Raw genomic sequence first — 15,393 nt, forward strand, 5'->3', positions numbered from 1 at the left:
AAAATCATGCAACCACCAGCGGCTGCCCCAGGCTGCGCAAGATGTCGCGCACCATCTGCGCGCGGTCCTTAGGCTCCTTCAGCTCGCGCTCAATGCGCAGCTTCTCGTTGCCCGCCAGCTTGATGTGCTTGTTCTTCTGGATCAGCTCGATGATCCGCATCGGGTCGATGGGCGGCTGGGGCTTGAAGGTGATGTTGATGACGCCAGGGGCCGCATCCACCTTGACCACGCCGTAGGGCTGGCTCAGCACGCGTAGGCGGTGCACGTCGATGAGGGTCTGCGCCTGCGGCGGCAGCTTGCCGAATCGGTCCACGATCTCTTCGAGCAGGCCGTCGATCTGGTCGGGGTTCTTGGCCGTGGCCAGCTTCTTGTAGAACGACAGGCGCAGGTGCACGTCACCGCAGTAGTCGTCGGGCAGCAGGGCGGGGGCGTGCAGGTTGATGTCGGTGGTGACCGACAGGGGCGACAGAAGGTCGGGCTCCTTGCCCGCCTTGAGCGCCTTGACGGCTTCGTTGAGCATCTCGTTGTAGAGCTGAAAGCCTACTTCTAGCATGTTGCCGCTCTGGTTCTCGCCCAGCACTTCACCGGCCCCGCGAATCTCCAGGTCGTGCATAGCCAGGTAAAAGCCGCTGCCCAATTCTTCCATCTGCTGAATGGCTTCGAGCCGCTGCTGCGCCTGCTTGGTGAGGCCCTCCACATCGGGCACCATGAGGTAGGCATACGCTTGGTGGTGGCTGCGTCCCACGCGCCCGCGCAGCTGGTGCAGCTGCGCCAGGCCGAACTTGTCGGCGCGGCTCATGATGATGGTGTTGGCGGTGGGCACGTCGATGCCGGTCTCGATGATGGTCGAGCACAGGAGGATGTTGTAGCGCTGGGCCACGAAGTCGCGCATCACGCGCTCCAGCTCGCGCTCGGGCATCTGGCCGTGGGCCACGGCGATGCGGGCCTCGGGCAGTATCTCTTCGAGCTTCTGGCGGCGGTTCTCGATGGTCTCCACCTCGTTGTGCAGGAAGTACACCTGCCCGCCGCGCTTGAGTTCGCGAAGCACCGCCTCGCGGATCACGCCCGTTCCCTCGTTGCGCACAAAGGTCTTGATCGCCAGGCGCCGCTGCGGCGCGGTGGCGATGACGCTGAGGTCGCGCAGGCCTTCCAGCGCCATACCCAGCGTGCGCGGAATGGGCGTGGCTGTCAGCGTCAGCACATCCACTTCGGCGCGCAGGGCCTTCATCTGCTCCTTGTGGCGCACGCCAAAGCGGTGCTCCTCATCGATGATCAAGAGGCCCAGGTTATGGAACTTGGTGGATTCGCTCAATAGCTTGTGCGTGCCGACCACGATGTCCACCGTGCCGTCGCCGATGCCCTTGATGGCGGCGGTGATCTCCTTGCCCGAGCGAAAGCGCGAGACCTCGGCCACCTTCACCGGCCACTTGGAAAAGCGGTCCACCAGCGTCTGGTAGTGCTGCTCGGCCAGCAGCGTGGTGGGCGCCAGGAAGGCCACCTGCTTGCCGCCCGTGACGGCCACGAAGGCTGCGCGCAGCGCCACCTCGGTCTTGCCGAAGCCCACATCGCCGCAGACCAGGCGGTCCATGGGGCGGGGGCTGATCATGTCCTGGATGACCGCGTGGATGGCGGCGTTCTGGTCGGCCGTTTCTTCAAAGCCGAAGTCGTTGGCAAAGGTCTCGTAGTCTTGCGGGCTGTAGCGGAAGGCATGGCCTTGGCGTAGCGCGCGGCGGGCGTAGATGTTGAGCAGCTCGGCCGCGCTGTCGCGCACCTGTTCGGCCGCCTTGCGTTTGGCTTTTTCCCACTGGCCGCTGCCCAGCTTGTGCAGCGGCGCCTCGTCGGCGCTCACGCCGGTGTAGCGGCTGATGAGCTGCAGCTGGCTCACCGGCACATACAGCACGGCCTTGTCGGCGTATTCCAGGTGCAAGAACTCCTGCATGGCGGGCGTGCCGTCGGGGTTCTTGTTGCCCACGTCCATGTTGATGAGGCCCCGGTAGCGGCCAATGCCATGCTGGCTGTGCACCACGGGGTCGCCCAGGGTCAGCTCGGCCAGGTCTTTGATGAGCGCCTCGACATCGCTCACCTGCTCCTGCTTCTTGCGTCGGCGTGTAGTGGGGCCTGCGGCAAACAGCTCGGTTTCGGTGACGAAGTCGATGCCGTCTTCGATCCAGCTAAAGCCCACGGTGAGCCCAGCCGTGGCAATGCCCACCTTTTCGTCGGCCGTGCCCTGGAACTCGGCCAGCGAGTCGAAGGCCGGTGGGTTCACGCCGCTGGCGCGCAGAAAGTCGAGCAGGCTCTCGCGCCGCCCATCGCTCTCGGCCAGCAGCAGCACCCGGTGCTGGGTGTTGCGGATGTGGGCGTGCAGGCGCGCCAGCGGGTCCTCTGCCCCGCGCACCACCGAGAGGTCGCCGAGCTTCTGGAAGTGGGGGTTGTCGGCAATGTCCTCTACACCGGGGCGGATGGACAGCTGCGCATGCTCCTTGGCGCGCGTGTAGAACTGGTCGGCCGAGAGGAACAGCGCCTCGGGCGGCAGGGCCGGGCGCTCGGGGTCGCCCTGCACCAGGCGAAAGCGGTCTTTGGTGTCCTGCCAGAAGCGCTGGAACGCGGGCTCCAGGTCGCCGTGCAGCACCACCGTGGCCTCGCCGCCCAGGTAGTCGAACACGGTGGCCGTTTCGTCGAAGAACAGCGGCAGGTAGTACTCGATGCCGGCCGTGGCCACGCCCGCGCCCATGTCCTTGTAGATGCGGCTCTTGGTCGGGTCGCCTTCGAGCATCTCGCGCCAGCGGCTGCGGAATTTGGCGCGCGCGTCGTCGTCCATGGGGAACTCGCGGCCGGGCAGCAGGCGCACCTCGGGCACGGGGTACAGGCTGCGCTGGCTGTCCGGGTCGAAGGTGCGGATGCTGTCGATCTCGTCGTCGAACAGGTCCACCCGGTACGGCACCAGCGAGCCCATGGGGAACAGGTCGATCAGCCCGCCGCGCACCGCGTATTCGCCAGGGCTGACCACCTGCGACACGTGGCTGTAGCCTGCCAGCGTGAGCTGGGCCTTGAACTTGGCTTCGTCGAGCTTTTGCTTGACCTTGAAGTGGAAGGTGTAGCCCGCCAGGAAGGAGGGCGGGGCGAGGCGGTACAGCGCTGTGGTGGCGGGCACCAGCACCACGTCGGCCTCACCCTGGGAGATGCGCCACAGCGTGGCCAGCCGCTCGCTGATCAGGTCCTGGTGCGGCGAGAAGGTGTCGTAGGGCAGCGTCTCCCAGTCCGGGAACAGCGCGCAGCGCAGACCGGGCGCAAAAAAGGCCATCTCGTCGATGAGCCGCTGGGCATAGGTGGCGTCGGCCGTGACGATGGCGGTGGTGCGGCCCCCTGCCTTGTCACGTTCGGCCAGACGGGCCAGTAGAAGGGAATCGGCGCTGCCCACGGGGCGGGGCAGGGTGAAACGTTTTCCGGGGGAGAGTTTGGGCAGTTCCATGCGGACGGTGTCGTCTGGGCCCACCGCATCCCCAGGGGCGCGAAACACGCACGGGCTGGATCGGAGGGCAACGGAGGATTTTAGAATGAGCGCTTCATGATTGCTCCCTTGCTCCAACCCCCGCTCGCCCCTTTGTCTGCCCATGGGCGATTCTGGGCGCTGGTGCCCTGTGCCGGAATGGGCTTGCGGGCTGTTGCGGCGGGCGCTGCTGCCCCCGCGTCCGCCTCCGGCAATGCTGCGCCATCGACCTCGACCGTGGCTGCGTTTTCGGCTGTGGACGTTGCGGCGCCCCCGCCCACAGCCCCTTTGCCCAAGCAGTACCACCTGGTGGCGGGCCAACCGATGGTGCTGCACACGCTCGCGGCCTTTGCCGGTGTGGGGCGGTTGCTGGGCACCCTGGTCGCGGTGGCCCCCGGGGACCGGTTTTTGGACACGCATGCGCACCCCACCTTTTTTGTGGTGGAGTGTGGCGGCCCTACGCGGGCCGATACGGTGCTGGGCGGCCTCAAGGCGCTGCTGGAACGGGGCGCGCAGCCGGATGACTGGGTGCTGGTGCACGATGCCGCGCGTTGCCTGGTCACGTCCGAGCAGATCGACTCCCTCATCGACCAGTGCGCTGGCGACAGTGTCGGGGGCCTGCTGGCGCACAAGCTGGCCGACACGCTCAAGACCTCCATCGACGGCCCCGGCGGCGTGCGTGTGGCCTCCACGGTGGATCGCAGCGACAAGTGGCTGGCCCAGACGCCGCAGATGTTCCGCATCGGCCCCCTCATGGATGCCATCGACAAGGTGGGTTCCAACGTGACCGACGAGGCCAGCGCCATGGAGGCCATGGGCCTGCACCCGCGCCTGGTGCCAGGTGGGGCGCAGAACTTCAAGGTCACCTACCCGGACGATTTTGCGCTGGCGGCGGCTGTACTGGCTGCGCGTGCGCACGGCACGACGCTGGAGCGTTTTGGGGGTGACCGTGGCCAGGTGACCACCGCACCGGGCAAAAAGAATCTGTTCTAGAACCGTTTCCTTCAGTGCTTTAACCCCGGCCTCACGGCGCCGTGGATGAGTGCGGCGGGGGCGCAAGGCAATACAACGCCGCAAGGCAAGCAACAACAAAGGCAAGCGGATGAATTTCAGGATTGGTGAAGGTTGGGACGTGCACGCCCTGGTGCCCGGTCGTCGGCTGGTGATTGGTGGCGTGGACATTGCCCACCCCACGGGGCTGCTGGGCCACTCGGACGCCGATGTGCTGCTGCACGCCATCACCGATGCGCTGCTGGGCGCAGCTGCCCTGGGCGACATTGGCAGCCATTTCCCCGACACCGACGCTGCCTTTCGCGGTGCCGACTCCGGCGTGTTGCTGGCCGAAGCAGCGCGGCGCGTGCGTGCGGCGGGCTACGAGATCGGCAACATCGACAGCACCGTGATCGCGCAAGCTCCGCGACTGGCGGCGCACATTCCCGGCATGCGTGCCGCCATTGCACGGGCCGTGGGCATCGCTGAGGGGCAAGTCAATGTGAAAGCCAAGACGGCCGAGCGCCTGGGGCCCGTGGGGCAGGGGCTGGCGATGGAAGCTCGGGCGGCGGCGCTGATCTATGCGTCCTGAATTTTTGCGCTGACCGGCCCGGGCGGCATTGTCTGTTCGCAGCCTGCGCGGCATCCCCCGTCCGGGGGGATGCCTGTCTTGCCCGCGCTGCGAGGAGTGTGGGGCCTGAACCACCAGGAGAGGGCCACACACTTCGCAATCCGGTATCCAGAGCAAAAAGAGCGTTGGGGGCTGCGCTGCGCCCCATGGTTCTGCCGCGCTTGCCGCGCGACTTCACTCCATCGTGATCTGGGATGTCGTCACGATATCGCGGTACAGCTTCGCCTGCGGTTTGATGAATGTCTTGAATTCAGGACCGTTCAAGGGGGCGACCGTAATGCCTGCTTCCAGCAGCTTCTGCCGCAGCTCGGATTGCGAAAGCGCTTCCTGCAGTGCCTTGTCGGCGGCGTTCACAGTCGCGGCGGGCGTGCCCGCCTTCATGAAGAGGCCTTGCCACAATGGCAGTGCCATGCCGGAGAACCCCTCCTCCTCTCCAATGCGCTTGACGTCAGGCAGCTGCTGCACCCGTGCGGTGTCGGAGACCGACAGCGCCCTGATCTTGCCGTCCTTGAGAAATGGCATGGCCGTGGAGAGCACCAACATGGCGCTGTCCACCTGTCCGCCGACCAGGTCGTTGGTGATGTGGGTGCCACCTCGGTAGGGTACGTGCAGCATGGACACCTTCGCCTGCTTGTTGATCAGCGCGCCGTACAGGTGCTGCATCGTCCCGATGCCCGGCGTGGCGAAGTTGATGCTGTCCTTGCCACCCTTGCGCAGCGCGGCGACAAGGTCTTGCAGGTTGGCGTAGGGAGACGCCTTGCGCACGGCAAAGATCATCGGGACGGTGGTCATGCGCCCCACCGGAATGAAGTCATTCTCCCAGTCGAGCTTGACCTTGGGGTTGACCATGGGCACGACCACTGTGTCGGTGCCTCCCATGTAGATCAGACTGCCATCGGCCGGTCCGTTGAGCACCCGCTGTGCGGCCAGCATGCCGCTGGCGCCCGCCACGTTCTCGATGATGACGGTACGGCCTAGCCGCTTGCCCAGCTCGGTCGCAACAATGCGCGCGACAAGATCTGCGCTTCCGCCAGCGGAATAGCCCACGATCAGTGAGATGGGTTTGGTATTGCCGCTGTCGCTCTGCGCCTGCGCGGTGTGGGTGACAAGGATTCCCGTGCTCAGGACTGTCATCGCGGCGGCCTGACGGAGGAGTTGTCTGCGTTGCATGTGGTGACTCCTGTTCAGAACGTGTGCTTCACGCCAAAGTCGATGGCTGTGGTGCGTGTGAGGCCGTCGCGCTTGGCTGTGCCGAGGTTGGTGTAGAGCAATGTGCGTTTGCTCAGGTCGTACTGAAGACCAGCGCCGATCATCTGCGAATCGAGTTGGGTGGCGGGTTTCAGGAGCCCAACCATGAGGTAGGTACGACCAAAACTCAGCGGCACCATGGCCGACACGCTGTAGGCCGTGGCATCGCCATTGACCCCGCCTTTGGCGCGGCTGTAGCTGGCCTTGGTGTGAACCATGCCGAAGTCGTACCCGCCTGCCACCAGAGCCAGGTGGGTGCTGGAGTCAAGCCGATCGAACGCAGCGCCCACCCATACAGGCCCGTTCTTGTACTGCAGGTTGCCCGAGGTGGCGTTGCTGCGCACTCCTTCGCCAAAAGCGCCTGCAATCTCCATGCTCACGCCAGAGATCACGGGCGATTTGTAGCCTACGGCGTTTGCCCAACGGATGTTGGATGCTTCTGCGGGAGCCGCCACTGGCGTGTAGTTGGCATAGGTGTAGGCAGAGCCCAACTGGCTCACGTAGCTCCAATAGGTGGGGTCTGCATTGAGAGCCACTGTGTAGGCAGCCGAGTATTCGCGCCCCGCATACACCTCGCCCCACTGCTTGCTGCCTACTGCCACCACCGAGCGGCCCAGCCAGTAGATGCTGGGATTGCTTGGCGCGCCCGTGTCAGCGGCAAAGCGGTGCTCGATCTGAAAGCGCGAGTAGAGACCGCCGCCCATGTCCTCGCGGCCCATGAACCCCAAGCGCGACGTGTTGCCGGCCTTCATGGTCCAGACCCGCGGCGCCACGCCGCGCCCGGGTAGCAGGGCGCCGGGGGTTGTGCCCCCATTGGCACGGGCCAGGCCCTGGTCGACGATGCCATAGATGGTCAGCGAGGACTGGGCCTGTGCTGTGCCGCAGGCCCCGAGGCTGGCCAAGGCGACGCACACAAGTGCGGTGTAGGGCGCTGAAGAGATTGGGCAAGCCGTGCTTGCCAGGAAATGCCGTGTCATGGATTTGTCTCCGTGGATTGTGGTTTGGCGGTTGCATGTGAATTGTATGTATTGAATTTTATTAATGCAATACAATGCAATCAGTGGGTGGTCGCAAATTCGCTGGCACTTAGCTTTTGGAATGCGGCTTGCCCTCGATGGACAACGCAATACAACACAATCTACGGATATACCCGTAGTTGTATGGATGGAGCACACATGGCGATCGGTATGTTCGAGTCTTTCATCACGGGTCACTGGTTCAGTGCACCTGCCAAGGCCATCTGGAGCGATTCGGCCACTCTGCAGGCCTGGCTGGACGTGGAGGCGGCCTTGGCCCACGCCCAGGCCGGGCTGGGGGTGATACCCGCCGAAGTGGCACCGGTGATCGCTGCCCAGGCTCGGGCAGAACTGTTCGACCTGCCGCAATTGGCAAAGGCCATCGCTTTCGCACAACACCCGCTGGTGCCGGTGCTCCACCGGTTCGAGGAGCTGTGCGGTGAGCCTGCGGCTGGCTTCATCCACTGGGGCGCGACCACGCAGAACATCTTCGACACGGCCAGCGCCCTGCAGATGGTGCGAACCCACAGGCTGCTGGCAGGGCATATGGATGCCGCCATAGCCGCATTGGCCGCGCTGGCGTTGGAGCACCAGGCCACGCCCATGGCAGGCCGCACGCATGGCCAGCACGCGTTACCGATGACCCTGGGCTTCAAGCTCGCGGGCTGGGTCGATGAACTGGACCGTGGCCGCCGTCGCCTTGCCGAGCGGCTTGCCTCCTCGTTTCCAGCCAGCATGGGGGGCGCCATCGGCACCTTTGCTGCCACCGGGCCGCTCGGGCCCGCAGTGCAGGCGCTGATGGCGCAGCAACTGGGCCTGCTGCCGGCCGACATGCCGCTGCGGTCGTCCTATGACCGGGCCAGCGACTATCTGGCCGCACTGGGCCTCCTGGCGGGCACGGCACAGAAGATCGCGCAGGACGTGGTCTTCCTGCAGCGCACCGAGGTCGGTGAAGTGGCGGAAGCCTTTCACATCGGGAAGGTGGGCAGTTCCACCATGGCGCAAAAGCGCAACCCTTCCATGGCATTGCTGCTGGTCAGTCTGGCGCGCATGCTGCGTACGCGCACCCAGGCCGCGCTGGAGACCATGGTGCGCATGGACGAGGGTGACTCATCGGCCACCAACGTGGCCGATACGCTGCTGCCCGAGATCGCCATCATCGCCACCTCGGTGGCCGAGACGCTGGCGCGGCTGGCGCAAGGCCTGGCGGTCAACCCGCAGGCAATGTCCCGCAACCTCGCAATGACGCGGGGGTTGATCGCCTCTGAGGCTGTGATGATGCGGCTCACCCGCCTTATGGGCCGGCATGAGGCGCATCGCCTGCTCTACGCGGCGGCGCAGCGCTCGCAGTCTGAGGGCGTGCCTTTCATCGACGCGATCCGCGCACAGCCGCCGTTCAATGGCGGTGACTTGCCGGATGACTTGATGCAGGCGCTGGATGCACAAGCCTATGTCGGCGAATCGGCGCGGCTCGTGGTGGACACCGTGGCGCGCGTGGCACCCGGCTGCGTGGAGCCATAGCTACCGTGCAGGGGCTGCTACCGATGTGCCCGCACGGTGCGTGACCGGCGTCAGGTGCACGCCGTAGGGTGTCCCTGCGTCAGCCCAGCGCGCCGTGATGGCGCGGTGCAGGGCATCGACTTGGTCAGCCACGCTGCAACCGATCACCTCGAAAAAGTCCGCATGTTCGCTGGCCAGGTCCGTGCGGCCGAGCAATACCACGCTCAGCTGCGCGGGCACCGAAATCCCGCTGTGGGCCAGCAGGCGCTGGAAGAGTGCGCCATCCTCGATGCCCCAGGCCACCAGGGCTGTAAAGGGCAAAGCGCTCGCGCTGTCGGCGCCCTTCACGCGGACTTGGATCTGTTCCACCAGTCGGGCGGTGTAGTCCTCGTGCGGCAGCATGTCCAGCGTGATTTCCTGCAGCACCACATCGGACAGCGTCGCTTGCAAATACTTAAAGCGCCGACGCCCGAGCTGGGTGGCCAGAAAGGGGTGCGAGGTGCATGCGTAGGCAATGCGCCGGTGGCCTTGCTCCATCAGCAGGGCAATGGCGGCTGCCAGCGGCTCGCCCCACTCGGTGCCCACGGCCTCGACGTCGGCACCCACCAGCGCCGCCCCGTCCACGGCCAGCACGTCGCACTTGTCGCGCAGAGCCGCCAGAAGGGCGATGGGAATGGCCTTGAAGGTGGATTGCACCACGCAGGCATCGAAGCGCGGCAGGCCCTTGAGCACCGTGAGCGCATGGTCCGGGTCGTTGTACGACAGCTCCAGCACCCGGTGCCCGTCGGCCGCAAGGCGGTGCTGCAGACTTTCGATCAGCACGCGCCCGCGCGCAATGCTGATGGAGCGGCGCAGCAGCAGCACCGATTTCACAGTGGCGGTGACTGCCGCAGGGGCTTTGGGATGCGGGCTTTTGCTCGGTAAGGGACTCGTTTCAGTCGTCGTCACAGGTTGCGAACCTGCGCCCAGGAAGTAGGTGCCCCGACCCACCTGGGCATCAATCAGCCCCTTTTCCTTGAGGCCTTGGAAAGCCCGCTGGACCAGCATTTGCGATGCGCCAAAGCGCTTCATCAATTCGCGGATGGTGGGGAGTCGGTCGCCCGGGCGGGCTTCGTGGGCGAGTTGTTCCAGGAATTGCTCGAGATCTGGCGAGGGGCTGCTGCGCATGGTGTTCATACAATACACCACAAATTGAACGGTATTGGCCTGTAGAGACATGCCGATGCATACGGCCTGGATCTCTGGAGGTGCCCGGCTACCCGCTATGCGCTCTCGCGCTCCATGATCGAAAAGCCGATATCCACCACCGGCTCTGCCACGGTCTTTCCCTCCGCGCGGTCGGCAATGAAGCCTGCCGCCGTCTGGCCCATGCGCGTGCCGTCGATGCGCACGGTCGTGAGGCTGGGGATCACGGTCTGGGCGAACTCGATGTCTCCGAAACCGACGACGGCCAACTGGTCGGGGACCGCCATGGCGCGCGCCCGCGCCTCGGTGAGGACCCCCAAGGCCAGCATGTCGGAGCTGCAGAACACGGCATCGATGTCTGGCTGGGCGGCCAGCAAGGCCGCCAGACCCGCACGCCCTTCGGTGTGGGAGGTGGGGGATTTCTCCAGCTGCAGAGCGGGCTCGCGCAAGCCTAGTCGGCCCGCTTCGGCATAAAAGCCTTTTCGCCGCCGCGCGGCGCGCTCATCGTCGCCGCTGAGCAGCGCCAGCCGGCGCCTACCTTTGGCATGCAGGTGCTTGCACACGGCGGCGCCCAGTTGTTCGTGCGACAGCCCGACCAGCATGTCGATGGGGTTGGGGGTGAAGTCCCAGGTCTCCACCACAGGGATGCCAGAGGCCTGCAGCAGCCGCCGCCCTTCGGGCGAATGCATGATGCCAGTGAGCACAATGCCGTCGGGCCTGCGGCCCACGATGGCGCGCAGCAGCTCGTCTTCGCGCGAATGTGCATAGCCCACCTGGCCCAGCATCACCTGGTAGCCGCGCAACTCCAGCGCGTCGGTGAGCGATTGGACCATCTCGCCGAACAGTTGCCCCGTGGTGGTGGGCACGAGGGCCGTGACCAGGTGGCTGCGTGCCGAGCGCAAGCCCCCCGCAATGAGGTTGGGCACATAGCCCAGGCTGGAGATGGCTGCCTGCACCCGGGTGCGTGTGGGCTCGGACACCTGGCTGGGCGTGTTGATGGCGCGAGAGACGGTGATCATGGACACCCCCGCCTGCTCTGCCACTTCGCGCAAGGTCACCACCGGTCGGTTGCGAATAGGTTCCGGTGTCTCTGGCAGGGTACTTGGGGGAGGGCGCGGCATCCGCCGAGTCTATCCACGAAGCGATGATTCCTCAGGACGGGCGCCTCGCTGTTGGTCAGAAACCGCCCAGCAGTCCGTCGTGTGGGGCGCCCGCCGAACCAGTCCTGCTAGATGGCGTACACGTTGATAACGATAGCCCCGGCAGCATGTCCAATCATTGACTGAAATTTGACCGAAATATCGGGCGTGCCAGCGCCGTTGCTCAACTTGTAGATTTCTTCTGTGCTGAATACCGGGATGCCAGGAACGAGCGTCACGTTGGTGAGGCGGTACTGGCCAGGTTGCAGGGTGTCGTAGTTGTTGGGGCTGTTTGCCAAAATGCCTGTCTGGCCAAAGCCGGTAGAGAGAGTGCTGGGCATGGTGCTTCCTTGAAAGTGAATAAGTAATGCGGAGACAGCAGTCAAATGCAATTGCATTGACTCTTGTGTACTGCAGGGCCTTTGAAAAAGAGGCCCGTGAGGATGACCTGCACAACTCCCTGCGGTCTGTGATGGTGCGGTCTCGGGCGGTCCACTGCATTGCTTTTCTTGTCAATAGCGCGGCTATTGGCAAGAAAAGACGCCTTGTGCCCCATCCCGATCCGCACGACCACCGCCTCGCGAGGGTTATGCAGGTCATCCTCAACAGCACCACTTCAGAATATCGAGCGGGTTGGGTGTAAGCGATTACAGTCCATTACGCAGGCTGGAAATCCACGCGCGCGAGCGCAACCATCTGGACGGCGGCAAGCTGCGATGCTGTGTACACCCACCCGGGTGCGATGGGCCGCGAGCCTCTTTTTTTGCACAGTGGGCGCAGATGGCTTTGGCTGAGGGCCACAGGTTCAAAGAAGCGCGGTCCGCTGATACCGGTTCCGCCTTTTCGCTGGTGAGCGAAGTAGGGTGTGCAGTTACCCAGCCTCAGGTAGATATGCCTTGAAAAGCTGCTCGTGCAAGGCTGCCGGGGAGGGGGTGACCTGCGGATTGCCGAGGTCATAGGGGTAGGCGGGCAGGGCGGTCAGACCCAGGCGCAGAAACCATTGGCGGGTCTCGTCGAACGTTCCTCCGTAGCAACACTGGGTCAGGATGGCACCCGCGATGTTCGCGGTTCCGCACACCGAGAACTGCGCTTCGTTGCTCAGTTGCACCACCACACTGTCGGCAATGGGTGTTGACGACGGCCCGCGCCAGTAGCCAAAGTAATTGCCTTCATCATCGGCCACCACAAAAGCAATGTGGCGGCAGACCTCGGCGATGGCCCGAAGGTTCGCAGCAATCTCGGGGTCGGCCCGCTCGGCTTCGCTCAGGTCGCTGGTGTCCAACCAGGGGGCCCAGTCGGCCGCTGTGCCCATACAGACGCCGGTGCGGCGTTGCAACTCTTCCTGGTGATGGAGAAGGACTGCAAGGTCCTGTGGCAGAGGCTCGCCCTGCAATCGGAGAAGAGAGAACTGTGTTTGGATGCTCATGGGCTGGTTAGGCGGGTGGATGCCTAGCGTAACGCAGACTGCAGGCCAAACGCTCCGGGGCTTACAAGCGCTTTTCCCATCAATGGGTTGGTGATCCTATGACTAAGGGTTTTCCATGATATTTGATGAGGATGTTAACGTTAACATTTACCCATCAAGGCATTCAAAATGCGCATGTTAATAGGTGTTTTAGGCTTGAATCCGGGCTGATTGAATGAGTAGTCACTTGTATGACCTCTTGCTTTTGGTGAGCGGATGTTCATGTGGGTGCCAGCTCGTCGTCAACCTGGGCACACCCCGGTTCACTTTCCCCAACCAAGGTCCCGCAGAAGGCCCTTCCACAACTGTTCAGGAGACCTCCCCATGTTCAAGAAGCTGCTGCTGATTGCCAGTACCTGCACCATCGCTCTGGCTGCATCGGCCCAGACCGCTGCCACCCCCTGGCCCGAAAAACCCGTCACCGTCGTCGTGCCCTTTCCGGCCGGGGGCTCCACCGACATGGTGGCTCGCGCCATGGCGCAGCACATGGGCGACAAGCTGGGCCAGAACTTCGTGGTGGACAACCGCCCCGGTGCCACGGGCACGCTGGGGGCTGGTGCGGTGAAGCGCGCCGCACCCGACGGCTACACGCTGCTGGTGTCGTCGCTCGGTGCGTTTGTGGTGGCGCCGCACTTGCTCAAAAGCGTGCCGTACGACGCCCTCAAGGACTTTGACTACATCACCGTGCCCGTGCAGGCACCCAACGTGCTGGTGGCTGCCCCCAATCAGAAGGCGCGCACCGTGCAAGAGGTGATTGCCCAGCTCAAGGCCAATCCTGGCAAGGTGAGCTTTGCAAGCTCGGGCAACGGCTCGTCGGACCACCTCTCGGCCGAGGTTTTTTGGCAGCAGAGCGGCACCGAAGGCCTGCACATCCCTTACAAGGGCGGCGCACCGGCCATCAACGACCTGCTGGGCGGGCAGGTGGAGTTCTCGTTCCAGAACGTGAACGCCGTGCTGCAGCACATCCGGGCGGGCAAGCTGCACGCGATTGCCGTCACCGGCGACAAGCGCAGCCCCGTGCTGCCCGACGTGCCCACCTTGGCCGAGGCTGGCGTGGCCGGTGCCGAGGTCTACTCGTGGCAAGGCATGGCCGCGCCCAAGGGCCTGCCCGCCGCCGTGAAGAAGAAGCTTTCGGACGCAGCCATCGCCACCATGAACGACCCCGCCGTGAAGAAGCGCATGCTCGACCAGGGCCTGGAGATCGTGGCCAGCACGCCCGAAGCCTTCACCGCCTACCAGGCGCGCGAATTCGCGCGCTGGAAGACCGTCATCGAAACCCGAAAAATCACTGCCGATTGAGCCTTGTCACGGGGCGCTTTAGCCCGCCCCATCTTCGTTTCCAGACCACCATGACCACCTCCTCCATCCCTTCCGTCGCCAGCACCCCCGTTGTCACCGAGCTGCGCGTGATGCCCGTGGCGGGCCACGACAGCATGCTCATGAACCTGAGCGGCGCACACGGCCCCTTCTTCACGCGCAACCTGATCATCCTGCGCGACAGCGCGGGCAACACCGGGGTGGGTGAGGTGCCCGGCGGCGAGAAGATTCGCCAGACCATCGAGGATGCGCGATCGCTGATCATGGGCCGCCCCATCGGGCACCACAACGCCGTGCTCAACGCCATGCGCGCGCAGTTTGCCGACCGCGATGCAGGCGGACGCGGCCTGCAAACCTTTGATCTGCGCATCACCATCCACGCCGTCACGGCCGTGGAGTCCGCCTTCCTGGACCTGCTGGGCCAGCACCTGGATGTGCCCGTGGCCGCGCTGCTGGGCGACGGCGTGCAGCGCGAGGCGGTGCAGATGCTGGGATACCTGTTCTACGTGGGTGACCGCGAAAAGACCGACCTGGCCTACCGCACCGAGCCCGGTGCCGACAACGACTGGTTCCGCCTGCGCAACGAGAAGGCCATGTCGGCCGACGGCATCGTGCGCCTGGCCGAGGCGGCGTACGAGCGCTATGGCTTTGCCGACTTCAAGCTCAAGGGCGGCGTGCTGCGCGGCGAGGAAGAGGTCGAGGCCATCCGCGCGCTGCATGAGCGCTTTCCCGAAGCGCGCGTCACGCTGGACCCCAATGGCGGCTGGTTGCTGAAAGATGCGATTCGCCTCACGCGTGATCTGCACGGCGTGATGGCCTATGCCGAAGACCCCTGCGGCGCCGAAGGCGTGTTTTCGGGCCGCGAGGTGATGGCGGAATTTCGCCGCGCCACGGGCTTGCCCACCGCCACCAATATGGTCGCCACCGACTGGCGCGAAATGGCGCACAGCCTGGCCCTGCAGTCGGTGGACATCCCGCTGGCCGACCCGCACTTCTGGACCATGGCCGGGTCGGTCCGCGTGGCGCAGATGTGCCAGGCCTTCGGCCTGACCTGGGGTTCGCATTCGAACAACCATTTCGACGTCTCGCTGGCCATGTTCACCCACGTGGGCGCCGCCGCCCCTGGCCGCGTGACGGCGATTGACACGCACTGGATCTGGCAGGACGGTGAGCGGCTGACGAAGGACCCGTTCCAGATCAAGGACGGCTTCATCCAACTGCCCAAGAAGCCCGGCCTGGGCGTGGAGCTGGACATGGACGAGGTCGAGCGTGCCCACCGCCTGTACTTGCAGCATGGCCTGGGCGCACGCGACGATGCGATTGCCATGCAGTACCTGATCCCGGGCTGGAAGTTCAACAACAAGGCGCCCTGCATGGTGCGCTGAGGGCTCTTGCGGTCTGGTCGCCGCCACCTT

Annotated in this window: 12 protein-coding genes; 5 read left to right on the forward strand and 7 right to left on the reverse strand. The window is 64.8% G+C overall.

Features of this window, described 5'->3' with window-relative positions; translation table 11 throughout:
* Positions 1 to 4: 4 nt before the first annotated feature.
* The gene (mfd, locus tag ACSQ22_RS16530; protein WP_436130938.1) at positions 5 to 3,469 is read right to left on the reverse strand and encodes a transcription-repair coupling factor; all 3,465 of its coding nucleotides are present in this window, start codon (positions 3,467 to 3,469) and stop codon (positions 5 to 7) included.
* A gap of 96 nt (positions 3,470 to 3,565) precedes the next feature.
* On the opposite strand from mfd, the gene ACSQ22_RS16535 reads away from it, so the two are divergent.
* Positions 3,566 to 4,480, forward strand: a complete 915-nt coding sequence (locus ACSQ22_RS16535; RefSeq protein ID WP_436130939.1) for an IspD/TarI family cytidylyltransferase — start codon at positions 3,566 to 3,568, stop codon at positions 4,478 to 4,480.
* A gap of 109 nt (positions 4,481 to 4,589) precedes the next feature.
* A complete protein-coding gene (gene ispF, locus ACSQ22_RS16540; RefSeq protein ID WP_055393645.1) occupies positions 4,590 to 5,069 on the forward strand; it encodes a 2-C-methyl-D-erythritol 2,4-cyclodiphosphate synthase in 480 nt (159 codons plus the stop codon).
* A gap of 213 nt (positions 5,070 to 5,282) precedes the next feature.
* Here the strand turns inward: ispF and ACSQ22_RS16545 are convergent, their stop codons facing one another.
* Positions 5,283 to 6,278 carry a Bug family tripartite tricarboxylate transporter substrate binding protein gene (locus ACSQ22_RS16545; protein WP_436130940.1) on the reverse strand — a complete coding sequence of 332 codons (996 nt, stop codon included), beginning with the start codon at positions 6,276 to 6,278 and terminating at the stop codon, positions 5,283 to 5,285.
* A 14-nt stretch (positions 6,279 to 6,292) separates the two neighbouring features.
* On the reverse strand, positions 6,293 to 7,333 hold the full coding sequence (locus ACSQ22_RS16550) for a porin (RefSeq protein WP_436130941.1): 1,041 nt from the start codon (positions 7,331 to 7,333) through the stop codon (positions 6,293 to 6,295).
* A 198-nt stretch (positions 7,334 to 7,531) separates the two neighbouring features.
* On the opposite strand from ACSQ22_RS16550, the gene ACSQ22_RS16555 reads away from it, so the two are divergent.
* Complete coding sequence (locus ACSQ22_RS16555; RefSeq protein ID WP_436130942.1) at positions 7,532 to 8,893, forward strand: class-II fumarase/aspartase family protein; 1,362 nt, start codon at positions 7,532 to 7,534, stop codon at positions 8,891 to 8,893.
* On the opposite strand, the gene ACSQ22_RS16560 is transcribed toward ACSQ22_RS16555, so the two are convergent.
* From ACSQ22_RS16560 to ACSQ22_RS16575, 4 genes are all read right to left on the reverse strand, one after another.
* Complete coding sequence (locus ACSQ22_RS16560; RefSeq protein WP_436130943.1) at positions 8,894 to 10,048, reverse strand: GntR family transcriptional regulator; 1,155 nt, start codon at positions 10,046 to 10,048, stop codon at positions 8,894 to 8,896. It abuts the gene before it with no gap.
* Between the two features lie 86 nt (positions 10,049 to 10,134).
* Positions 10,135 to 11,178 (reverse strand): LacI family DNA-binding transcriptional regulator, encoded by a 1,044-nt coding sequence (locus tag ACSQ22_RS16565; protein WP_436130944.1) that lies wholly within the window; start codon positions 11,176 to 11,178, stop codon positions 10,135 to 10,137.
* A 107-nt stretch (positions 11,179 to 11,285) separates the two neighbouring features.
* Positions 11,286 to 11,537: a hypothetical protein gene (locus ACSQ22_RS16570; RefSeq protein ID WP_055393637.1), complete on the reverse strand. Its 252-nt coding sequence runs from the start codon at positions 11,535 to 11,537 to the stop codon at positions 11,286 to 11,288.
* Positions 11,538 to 12,067: 530 nt separating this feature from the next.
* Positions 12,068 to 12,622 carry a hypothetical protein gene (locus tag ACSQ22_RS16575; RefSeq protein WP_147433763.1) on the reverse strand — a complete coding sequence of 185 codons (555 nt, stop codon included), beginning with the start codon at positions 12,620 to 12,622 and terminating at the stop codon, positions 12,068 to 12,070.
* Positions 12,623 to 12,985: 363 nt separating this feature from the next.
* On the opposite strand from ACSQ22_RS16575, the gene ACSQ22_RS16580 reads away from it, so the two are divergent.
* Together ACSQ22_RS16580 and gudD are read left to right on the forward strand one after the other, a co-directional pair.
* The gene (locus ACSQ22_RS16580; protein WP_436130945.1) at positions 12,986 to 13,960 is read left to right on the forward strand and encodes a Bug family tripartite tricarboxylate transporter substrate binding protein; all 975 of its coding nucleotides are present in this window, start codon (positions 12,986 to 12,988) and stop codon (positions 13,958 to 13,960) included.
* Positions 13,961 to 14,010: 50 nt separating this feature from the next.
* Positions 14,011 to 15,363 (forward strand): glucarate dehydratase, encoded by a 1,353-nt coding sequence (gudD, locus tag ACSQ22_RS16585; protein WP_436130946.1) that lies wholly within the window; start codon positions 14,011 to 14,013, stop codon positions 15,361 to 15,363.
* Positions 15,364 to 15,393: the final 30 nt, after the last annotated feature.

This window comes from Acidovorax sp. LjRoot38, from assembly GCF_964252975.1.
Taxonomy (GTDB): domain Bacteria; phylum Pseudomonadota; class Gammaproteobacteria; order Burkholderiales; family Burkholderiaceae_C; genus Acidovorax; species Acidovorax facilis.

What these genes read in the sequence shown, in the direction of transcription:
- mfd (WP_436130938.1), bottom strand. Translation starts at nt 3,469, where the DNA reads ATGGAACTGCCCAAACTCTCCCCCGGAAAACGTTTCACCCTGCCCCGC.
- ACSQ22_RS16535 (WP_436130939.1), top strand. Translation starts at nt 3,566, where the DNA reads ATGATTGCTCCCTTGCTCCAACCCCCGCTCGCCCCTTTGTCTGCCCAT.
- ispF (WP_055393645.1), top strand. Translation starts at nt 4,590, where the DNA reads ATGAATTTCAGGATTGGTGAAGGTTGGGACGTGCACGCCCTGGTGCCC.
- ACSQ22_RS16545 (WP_436130940.1), bottom strand. Translation starts at nt 6,278, where the DNA reads ATGCAACGCAGACAACTCCTCCGTCAGGCCGCCGCGATGACAGTCCTG.
- ACSQ22_RS16550 (WP_436130941.1), bottom strand. Translation starts at nt 7,333, where the DNA reads ATGACACGGCATTTCCTGGCAAGCACGGCTTGCCCAATCTCTTCAGCG.
- ACSQ22_RS16555 (WP_436130942.1), top strand. Translation starts at nt 7,532, where the DNA reads ATGGCGATCGGTATGTTCGAGTCTTTCATCACGGGTCACTGGTTCAGT.
- ACSQ22_RS16560 (WP_436130943.1), bottom strand. Translation starts at nt 10,048, where the DNA reads ATGAACACCATGCGCAGCAGCCCCTCGCCAGATCTCGAGCAATTCCTG.
- ACSQ22_RS16565 (WP_436130944.1), bottom strand. Translation starts at nt 11,178, where the DNA reads ATGCCGCGCCCTCCCCCAAGTACCCTGCCAGAGACACCGGAACCTATT.
- ACSQ22_RS16570 (WP_055393637.1), bottom strand. Translation starts at nt 11,537, where the DNA reads ATGCCCAGCACTCTCTCTACCGGCTTTGGCCAGACAGGCATTTTGGCA.
- ACSQ22_RS16575 (WP_147433763.1), bottom strand. Translation starts at nt 12,622, where the DNA reads ATGAGCATCCAAACACAGTTCTCTCTTCTCCGATTGCAGGGCGAGCCT.
- ACSQ22_RS16580 (WP_436130945.1), top strand. Translation starts at nt 12,986, where the DNA reads ATGTTCAAGAAGCTGCTGCTGATTGCCAGTACCTGCACCATCGCTCTG.
- gudD (WP_436130946.1), top strand. Translation starts at nt 14,011, where the DNA reads ATGACCACCTCCTCCATCCCTTCCGTCGCCAGCACCCCCGTTGTCACC.